The 9,347-nt window shown below is 61.7% G+C and carries 10 protein-coding genes; 7 read left to right on the plus strand and 3 right to left on the minus strand.

Features of this window, described 5'->3' with window-relative positions; genetic code table 11:
* Positions 1 to 379, minus strand: a 379-nt coding sequence (locus EN884_RS14270) for an FMN-binding negative transcriptional regulator (RefSeq protein ID WP_164895008.1), incomplete at its 3' end; no start/stop codon positions are given.
* 21 nt (positions 380 to 400) lie between these two features.
* Entirely contained in the window at positions 401 to 1,075 is a 675-nt protein-coding gene (locus EN884_RS14275) for an alpha/beta hydrolase (RefSeq protein WP_128360593.1), read from the minus strand.
* A gap of 236 nt (positions 1,076 to 1,311) precedes the next feature.
* Between EN884_RS14275 and EN884_RS14280 the strand changes: the two genes are divergently transcribed.
* The 7 genes from EN884_RS14280 (at position 1,312) to sufA (ending at position 8,628) form a co-directional block, all read left to right on the plus strand.
* Complete coding sequence (locus EN884_RS14280) at positions 1,312 to 2,475, plus strand: cysteine desulfurase family protein (protein ID WP_063167808.1); 1,164 nt, start codon at positions 1,312 to 1,314, stop codon at positions 2,473 to 2,475.
* Between the two features lie 242 nt (positions 2,476 to 2,717).
* On the plus strand, positions 2,718 to 4,235 hold the full coding sequence (gene sufB / locus EN884_RS14285) for a Fe-S cluster assembly protein SufB (RefSeq protein WP_013532161.1): 1,518 nt from the start codon (positions 2,718 to 2,720) through the stop codon (positions 4,233 to 4,235).
* 27 nt (positions 4,236 to 4,262) lie between these two features.
* Positions 4,263 to 5,018 (plus strand): Fe-S cluster assembly ATPase SufC, encoded by a 756-nt coding sequence (sufC, locus tag EN884_RS14290; RefSeq protein ID WP_013532160.1) that lies wholly within the window; start codon positions 4,263 to 4,265, stop codon positions 5,016 to 5,018.
* A 19-nt stretch (positions 5,019 to 5,037) separates the two neighbouring features.
* Complete coding sequence (gene sufD, locus EN884_RS14295) at positions 5,038 to 6,306, plus strand: Fe-S cluster assembly protein SufD (RefSeq protein WP_063167809.1); 1,269 nt, start codon at positions 5,038 to 5,040, stop codon at positions 6,304 to 6,306.
* A 185-nt stretch (positions 6,307 to 6,491) separates the two neighbouring features.
* Entirely contained in the window at positions 6,492 to 7,733 is a 1,242-nt protein-coding gene (locus EN884_RS14300; RefSeq protein WP_063170212.1) for a cysteine desulfurase, read from the plus strand.
* A 21-nt stretch (positions 7,734 to 7,754) separates the two neighbouring features.
* A complete protein-coding gene (locus EN884_RS14305) occupies positions 7,755 to 8,147 on the plus strand; it encodes an SUF system Fe-S cluster assembly protein (RefSeq protein WP_013532157.1) in 393 nt (130 codons plus the stop codon).
* A gap of 100 nt (positions 8,148 to 8,247) precedes the next feature.
* Positions 8,248 to 8,628, plus strand: coding sequence for a Fe-S cluster assembly scaffold SufA (sufA, locus tag EN884_RS14310; RefSeq protein ID WP_013532156.1), 381 nt, complete (start codon positions 8,248 to 8,250; stop codon positions 8,626 to 8,628).
* A 184-nt stretch (positions 8,629 to 8,812) separates the two neighbouring features.
* Here sufA and EN884_RS14315 read toward each other — a convergent pair whose 3' ends face one another.
* Positions 8,813 to 9,310, minus strand: coding sequence for a GFA family protein (locus EN884_RS14315; protein WP_013532155.1), 498 nt, complete (start codon positions 9,308 to 9,310; stop codon positions 8,813 to 8,815).
* Between the last annotated feature and the right edge of the window lie 37 nt (positions 9,311 to 9,347).

Below are 9,347 nucleotides of genomic sequence, written 5' to 3' on the forward strand. Positions count from 1 at the left end.
GCGCCAGCCAGTCCTGATCATCCATCACCTTGACGGTGCCGCGAACCTGCACGATGGCATAATTCCAGGTCGGCACCACCTTGCCGGTCTCGCGCTTGGTCTCGTACCAGGACGGCGTCACATAGGCATCGCTGCCCTGGAAGACGATCAGTACGGTTGACGCCGGATTGTCGGCCAACAGGCGCCATTGCGGGTTGGCCCGCGCCAGATGGGCGCGCAGCCTGCCGTTCGGCCCGATTTCCGCGTCGAGCAGGAACGGGATGGCGTTGGCGACCGGCCCATCGGGTCCGTTGGAAATCAACAGGCCCAGCGGATGCGTCCGGATCAGCCCGTGCAGGATTTCCGGCCGCGTTTCCCTGAAATGAGGAGGTTCGTACATCGCCGTCCCTGCTTTCTTTGCTTATCTCAGCCGCTTCGGCCGCGGATCCGACAATTCGCCGGCCAGCCGGCGGTCGAGATAGTCGGCGCATTCCTCGAGCAGCAGGTCGGCATCGTTGGAGAAGAAATGGTTGGCGCCGGGCAACGTCTTTTGGGTGATGGTGATGCCCTTCTGCGTGTGCAGCTTGTCGACCAGGCCCTGCACATCCTTCGGCGGCGCCACCTTGTCGGCATCGCCATGGATGATCAGGCCCGATGACGGGCAGGGCGCCAGGAACGAGAAATCATAGGTGTTGGGCTGCGGCGCGATCGAGATGAAGCCTTCGATCTCGGGCCGGCGCATCAGAAGCTGCATGCCGATCCAGGATCCGAACGAGTAGCCGGCGACCCAGCAGCTCTTGGAATCGGGATGCAGCGACTGCGCCCAATCCAGCGCCGCGGCAGCGTCCGACAACTCGCCGGTGCCGTGGTCGAATTCGCCCTGACTGCGGCCGATGCCGCGGAAATTGAAGCGAAGCGTGGTGAAGTCCCGCTTCTGGAACATGTAGAAGAGGTCGTAGACGATCTTGTTGTTCATCGTGCCGCCGAATTGCGGGTGCGGGTGCAGGACGATGGCAATCGGCGCGCTCTTTTCCTTGGAAGGCTGGTAGCGACCCTCCAGGCGGCCGGCAGGACCGGTGAAAATGACCTCAGGCATAAAATACTCCACTAGGTAATACGAATGCGCGGTGCCTGGAACGTTTCCTCTGGCCTTGACGCAGGGCGAGCGTCTTCTTAGAAGCTAGTTTAGAATTGTTCAAAACTGAGTGGCAAGACATCGAGCCCGGCCACCCGCGCCGCAAGCCGCGTAAATAGGACGGCTCGCCTTGGAATTTCAAGGAAATAACGCCATACGACGGCGGAATGGCTTCTGACGGGACTTGACGGACGAAAATGGCCGCAAAACGCGCCTATCTCGACTACAATGCCAGTGCGCCGCTGCTTGCCGCGGCCCGCGAAGCTATGGTCGCGGCGCTCGATGTCGCCGCCAATCCGTCATCGGTTCACGCCGAGGGGCGGGCGGCCCGCCGTCTGATCGAGACCGCAAGGCGTGACGTGGCGGCGCTCGTCAACGCCAAGCCCGAGCACGTCGTGTTCACCTCCGGTGCCACGGAAGCAGCCTCGACGCTGCTGTCACCCGACTGGCAGATGGGGCGCGGCACGGTGCGCATGAGCCGGCTTTACGTGTCGGAGGCCGATCATCCCTGCCTGTTGAACGGCGGACATTTCCCGGCAGTGCAGGTAAACCGGATCGGCGTCGACGCCAACGGTATCGCCGATCTCGACGCTTTGGCGGCAGCGCTCAGTGGTCATGACAAGAGCGAAGGCCTGCCGCTGGTTGCCATCCACGCCGCCAACAACGAGACCGGCGTCATCCAGCCGATCGATCGCATCGCCGGGATCGTCAAGGCGGCGGGCGGCATCCTCATGGTCGACGCCGTGCAGGCCGCCGGGCGTGTTTCGATCGATCTATCAGCGGGTTACGCCGATTATCTGATTCTGTCCTCGCACAAGATCGGTGGTCCCAAGGGCGTCGGCGCCATCGTCGCGGCTTCGGATCTGATGATGCCGAAGCCGTTGATCAATGGCGGCGGTCAGGAAAAGGGCCATCGCGGCGGGACTGAAAACCTCGCTGCCATTGCCGGTTTTGGCGCGGCCGCCCGCGAGGCCCTGGCCGGATTGCCGGCCATAGATGCGGTGCGCCGGCGCCGCGACGAGATCGAGGCCATCGTGAAAACGCTGGTGCCGGACGCGGAAATCTTCGGAACCGGTGCGCCAAGGCTTGCCAATACGGCATTCTTCGCTATTGCGGGCGTCAAAGCCGAAACCGCGCAGATCGCCTTCGACCTGGCCGGCGTAGCGCTGTCGGCCGGCTCTGCCTGTTCGTCCGGCAAGGTCGGACCGAGCCATGTGCTGAAAGCCATGGGATACGGTGACAGCCTTGGCGCCTTGCGCGTGTCGATCGGTCCGGCGACGGGCGCGGAAGACATCGAGTTGTTTCGCGTTGCGCTGACGGGAATCGCCGCGCGTCGGGCGGATAGAGAAAAAGCCGCGTGAGCGGTTGGGGCATCGGACCGAAAAGCGCGTAGCGATTTTCGGGAAAATCCGATGCTTGACGAAAATGATTTGGGCCATTCGGCCTGGTAGAGCCGTGCGTTTCATGCTGGCCGGGTGAATTTCCGGTCGAAGCGCACTATATGAAACTTACGCTGCCGCAAGCGCCTTTTTGGGGTTCGTTTTGGCGGTGCCATAGTTTGAAAACTGTCGGGCCTTGACCCCGGCGTGGATGGAGAACGCATATGCCTGCTGTGCAGGACACGATCGATCGGGTCCGAAAGATCGACGTCGACCAATATAAATATGGATTCCAGACCGAAATCGCGATGGATAAGGCCCCCAAAGGCCTCAGCGAAGACATTATCCGTTTCATTTCGGCCAAGAAGGACGAACCGTCCTGGATGCTGGAATGGCGTCTGGAAGCCTATCGCCGTTGGCTGACGCTTGACGAGCCGACCTGGGCGCGCGTCCACTATCCCAAGATCGATTTCCAGGACATCTACTTCTACGCGGCGCCCAAGAGCACGCCCGGCCCGACCTCGCTCAGCGATGTCGATCCCGAACTCTTGAAGGTCTACGAGAAGCTCGGTATTCCGCTGCGCGAGCAGGAAATCCTCGCCGGCGTGCAGAAGACCGACGCCTCGGAACTCGAGGAAGTCAGCGACAATGTCTACAAATCGGGCCGCGTCGCCGTCGACGCCGTGTTCGATTCCGTTTCCGTCGTCACCACCTTCAAGAAGGAGCTGGCGCAGGCCGGCGTCATCTTCTGCTCGATCTCGGAAGCCATCCGCGAGCATCCCGAACTGGTGAAGAAGTATCTCGGCTCGGTTGTGCCGACCTCCGACAATTATTACGCCACGCTGAATTCGGCCGTGTTCACCGACGGCTCGTTCGTCTTCGTGCCCAAGGGCGTGCGCTGCCCGATGGAGCTGTCGACCTATTTCCGCATGAACGAGAAGAACACCGGCCAGTTCGAGCGCACGCTGATCATCGCCGAGGAGGGGGCTTACGTCTCCTATCTCGAAGGCTGCACGGCGCCGCAGCGCGATGAGAACCAGCTGCATGCCGCCGTCGTCGAACTGGTGGCGCTCGACGATGCCGAGATCAAATATTCGACGGTGCAGAACTGGTATCCCGGAGACGCCGAGGGCAAGGGTGGCATCTACAATTTCGTCACCAAGCGCGGCGACTGCCGTGGCGATCGCTCGAAGATCTCGTGGACGCAGGTCGAGACCGGCTCGGCGATCACCTGGAAATATCCGAGCTGCATCCTGCGCGGCGACGATTCCTCGGGCGAGTTCTATTCGATCGCTGTCTCGAACGGTTATCAGCAGGTCGACAGCGGCACCAAGATGATCCACCTCGGCAAGAACACGTCGAGCCGCATCATCTCCAAAGGCATCGCCGCCGGCTTCTCGCAGAACACCTATCGCGGCCAGGTCTCGGCGCACCGCAAGGCGACCAACGCCCGCAACTTCACCAACTGCGATTCCCTGCTGATCGGCGACCAGTGCGGCGCGCACACCGTGCCCTACATGGAAGCCAAGAATTCGACGGCGCAGTTCGAGCACGAAGCGACCACGTCGAAGATTTCCGAGGACCAGAAATTCTACGTCATGCAGCGCGGTATCCCTGAAGAGGAGGCGATCGCGCTGATCGTCAACGGCTTCGTCAAGGACGTCATCCAGCAACTGCCGATGGAATTCGCTGTCGAGGCGCAGAAGCTGATCGGTATCTCGCTTGAGGGCTCGGTCGGCTGACCGGACAGATATTCAGGAAACGAAAAAATGCTTGAAATCAGAAACCTGCACGCCCGCATCGTCGATGACGGCACCGAAATCATCCGCGGTCTGAACCTGACGGTGAAAGCCGGCGAGGTTGCCGCGATCATGGGGCCGAACGGCTCGGGCAAATCGACGCTGTCCTACATCCTCGCCGGTCGCGAGGACTATGAGGTGACCGAGGGCGACATCCTCTACAACGGCCAGTCGATCCTCGAAATGGATCCGGCCGAGCGCGCCACGTCAGGCATCTTCCTCGCCTTCCAGTATCCGATGGAGATACCGGGCGTCGCCACCATGGAATTCCTGAAAGTGGCGATGAACGAGCAGCGCAAGGCGCGCGGCGAGGAGCCGCTGAAGATCCCGGAATTTTTGAAGCGCGTGAAGGAAGCCGCCGCCTCGCTCAGCATGGAGATGGCGATGCTGAAGCGGCCGCTTAATGTCGGCTTTTCCGGCGGCGAGAAGAAGCGGGCGGAGATCCTGCAGATGAAATTGCTGGAGCCGAAATTGTGCGTGCTCGACGAGACCGATTCCGGCCTCGACATCGATGCGCTGAAGATCGTTTCCGACGGCGTCAACGCGCTGCGCGCGCCGGACCGGGCGTTCCTGGTCATCACCCACTACCAGCGCCTGCTTGAGCACATCGTGCCCGACACCGTGCATGTGCTCTACAAGGGGCAGGTCATCAAGTCAGGCGACAAGTCGCTGGCGCTCGACCTGGAAGCCAATGGCTATGCCGGCGTGATCGGCGAAGCAGCGTGAGATGCCAGAGGTAATACCGATGAACATGCACGCACAACCGCAGCGGACACCGGCCGAGACAGCGTTGATCGACGCGTTCGGCGACCGGCTGTCGCTGCTGCCGGGCGACGGCGCGGTGATGCTGAAGCGCGACGACGCCATCGAGACGATCAAGCACGGCCTGCCGACGCGGCGCGTCGAATCCTGGCACTATACCGACTTGCGCCGGTTGCTGAATACCGTGCCGGACTTCGACCCTGCCGCCATGGCCAAGGCCATTGCGCCGATCGTTGACGGTTCCACTGTGGTGTCGATCCTGAACGGCAAGTCCGACGCCAAAGTGCCGGTTCTTGAAGGCGTCTCTTTCCAGCGCCTGTCGGAAAAGCTGGTCGACGGCAGCGCAGCACCTGGGCTCGACCCCTATGGCAGCGACGACGCCATCGGCGCGCTGAACACGGCTTTCGTCGCCGACGGATATTTTGTCGACATCGCCGATGGCGTGGAACTCGAAAAGCCGGTCGAGCTGCAGAACCTGCAGGCCGGCGGCCAGACCCATGTGCGCCTGCCAGTGCGTGTCGGCGCCGGCGCCAAGGCCGTCATCGTCGAACGGCAGACAGGTGACGGCGCTGCCCTGGGCAGCTCGGTCAGCCAGCTCGTGCTCGGCGAAGGCGCCGAGGTGACGTGGCTGATTGTCCAGGAACAGCCGGAAACGGCGACGCATCTGGCCCAGTTCAAGGCCCATATCGGCAAGAATGCCAAGCTGACGTTGTTCGTCATGAACGCCGGCGGCAAGCTCGTGCGCCAGGAGATCATGGTCAGGACGACTGGCGAAGGCGCCGATTTCAAGCTGCGCGGCATCAACCTCTTGGCCGGCGACACCCATACCGACGTGACCATGGTTCTCGACCACGCCGTGCCGCACACGACCTCGACGGAGATCATCCGCAACGTGGTGACGGGCAAGGCGCGCGGCGTGTTTCAGGGCCGCATCAACGTCCATCAATATGCGCAGAAGACCAACGCCAAGATGGCATGCAACACGCTGTTGCTGTCGGACGACGGCGAGTTCTCGACCAAGCCGGAGCTTGAAATCTTCGCCGACGACGTGATTTGCGGCCATGGCGCGACGGTCACCGAGATCGACCACGATCATCTGTTCTACCTGATGGCGCGCGGCGTCGACGAGAAAAGCGCGCGGGGGCTGCTCGTGAAGGCCTTCGTCGCCGAGGTGATCGAGGAACTGGACGACGAGGCGATCGTCGAAGCGCTGGAAGCGCGGCTCGACGGCTGGTTCGTGGCACACGGCTAATTGGATGGGGTCCGGCAAAGCCACCCCTCATCCGTCTTGGCGCTACGCGCCAATCCACCTTCTCCCACAAGGGGAGAAGGTAAAGCGCTAGACCTTCTCCCCTTGTGGGAGAAGGTGGCCGAGCGAAGCTCGGTCGGATGAGGGGTGTTGGAAGGATCTCGGCCTTGGCCGGCAAGGACTTTGAAATGGACCAGAAACTCGAAAACATTCCCTACGACGTCGAAGCGATCCGCCGCGATTTCCCGATCCTGTCGCGGGAAGTCTATGGCAAGAAGCTGGTCTATCTCGACAATGGCGCCTCGGCACAGAAGCCGCAGGCGGTGCTCGACGCTGTCCAGCACGCCTACAGCCAGGAATATGCCAACGTCCATCGTGGCCTGCATTTCCTGTCCAATGCCGCGACCGACGCCTACGAAAAGGCGCGCGAAACGGTACGCCGTTTCCTCAACGCGCCAAGCACCGACAACATCATCTTCACCTCGAACACGACCTCGGCCATCAACACCGTGGCCTATGGCTATGGCATGCCCAACATCGGCGAGGGCGACGAGATCGTGCTGTCGATCATGGAGCACCACTCCAACATCGTTCCCTGGCATTTTATCCGCGAGCGGCAGGGCGCCAAGCTGGTCTGGGTGCCGGTCGACGATCTCGGCGTCCTCCACATCGAGGAATTCGAAAAACGGCTGACCGACCGCACCAAACTGGTCGCCGTCACGCAGATGTCGAATGCGCTGGGCACGGTGACGCCGATCAAGGAAATCGTGCGCATCGCGCATGCGCGTGGAATTCCCGTCCTCGTCGACGGCAGCCAGAGCGCCGTGCATATGCCGATCGATGTGCAGGATCTCGACTGCGACTTCTTCGTCTTCACCGGGCACAAGGTTTATGGCCCTTCGGGCATCGGGGTGCTCTACGGCAAGAAGGACATTCTCCAGGGCATGCGCCCCTTCATGGGCGGTGGCGAGATGATCGAGGAGGTGACGGAAGACATCGTCACCTACAACGAGCCGCCGCATCGTTTCGAAGCCGGCACGCCGCCGATCGTGCAGGCGATCGGACTGGGTGCCGCGCTCGACTATATGGAAACGATCGGCCGCGAGCGCATCGCCGCGCATGAGGAAGACCTCAAGACTTATGCGCATGAGCGGCTGCGCGCCATCAATTCGCTGCGCATCTTCGGCGATGCGCCCGGCAAGGGCGCCATCATCTCGTTCGAACTGCAAGGCATTCATGCGCACGACGTGTCGATGGTGATAGACAGGCAGGGCGTTGCTGTCCGCGCGGGCACCCATTGCGCCCAGCCGCTGTTGAAACGTTTCGGCGTAACCTCCACATGCAGGGCATCGTTCGGCATGTATAATACCAGGGCCGAAGTCGACGCTTTGGCCGAGGCGCTTGAGAAAGCGCGCAAATTCTTCGGATGACGATTTTTTTGGGTGACGACCATGGATGATGCAAGCATCGCTGCCGAGACCACTCCGGAAACCGCGCCCAATGCGCTGGTTTCGGGATCGGCCATTCCAGCCGACGAACTGGCGCGGTTGACCGACGACATCGTATCGGCGCTGAAGACGGTCTACGATCCGGAAATCCCGGCCGATATCTACGAACTCGGCCTCATCTACAAGATCGACATCGAGGACAATCGCTCGGTCAAGATCGACATGACGCTGACCGCTCCCGGCTGCCCTGTCGCCGGCGAAATGCCCGGCTGGGTCGAAAATGCCGTCGGCGCCGTCGAAGGCGTGTCCGGCGTCGAGGTCAACATGACCTTCGACCCGCCATGGTCGGCCGACCGCATGTCGGAAGAGGCGCAGGTGGCGGTGGGCTGGTACTAGCGTCAAGCCTGGCACACTTGCGCGAGGGATAAAACTTCACCATTTTAGGTGAGGAATCATTCGGCAGGCCTTGAACCTGCATGGAATGGAAGGAAAAAGAATGGGACGCTTCGCCGTCATCACCATGACCGAAAAGGCCGCCGACCGGGTGCGCGAGATCGTCGCCACCCGCGACAACGCGCATGGCATCCGCCTCGGCATCAAGAAGGGCGGCTGCGCCGGCATGGAATATACGGTCGATCTGGTGACCGAGCCCAACACCAAGGACGACCATATCGAGCGCGACGGCGCTCATGTCTATGTCGCGCCCGAGGCCGCGCTATTCCTGTTCGGCACCGAGATGGATTTCGAGCAGACGACGCTGCGCACCGGCTTCACCTTCCACAACCCGAACCAGAGCTCGGCCTGCGGCTGCGGCGAATCCGTCGAACTGAAGCCGGCCGACCTGAAGGCACTGGCAGAGGCACGCGCTTCGGCCTGATTTTTTCCTTCGCCCCGTTTACGCGGAGAAAGTGTCACGAAGTGACGGATGAGGGGCAGCGCCAGCCTCTCCAGAGTTAGCTCCGCCCAGCCTGCCGGCGTACGTCGTTAGAAAATCCAAGCAATTGGCTTTTCGTTCGCTGCGCGGATCACTCCTCACCTCCCCGTAAACGGGGCGAAGAAACTCACTCCACCCACATGCCCGTCCGCTTGTGCCAATCGGCGATCGATTCCTCGGGATAGACGTCGAAGACCTTGTCGTGCTTGCCAACCACCGGCTCGACCCAGTTCGCCTTGTATTTCAGCATCAGGTGCACCTTGCTCTGTGGGATGGGCAGGTCGCTGTCGATCGCCGAGGCGAAGGGATGCACAAGCTCCGGCCAGGTTGGATCGTAGAGCCAAAGGGCTGAGCCGCATTTCTTGCAGAAATTGCGCTCGCCGGTTGAGATTTCGCAATGCGGATGCTCGTCGTCCTCGATCTCCGCCCGAAAGACGCCGAGGCTGCGCTTGCCCCTGATGTTCAGTGTCTCGTTGTCGGCACCGAGATTGATGGCAAACCCGCCGCCGCCCTGCTGCTTGCGGCAGATCGAGCAGTAGCACAGCATGAATGGCGCCGGCGTGTGGCTCTCCACCTCGAAACGCACGGCATTGCAGCGACAGGACCCTTTCAGCAGAAGCGGCATGGCGGGAAAACTCCGATACCTCTCTCAACCTGTCAGC

Origin of the sequence: Mesorhizobium sp. M7A.F.Ca.AU.001.01.1.1 (assembly GCF_004022735.1) — a bacterium.
Lineage (GTDB): Bacteria > Pseudomonadota > Alphaproteobacteria > Rhizobiales > Rhizobiaceae > Mesorhizobium > Mesorhizobium ciceri.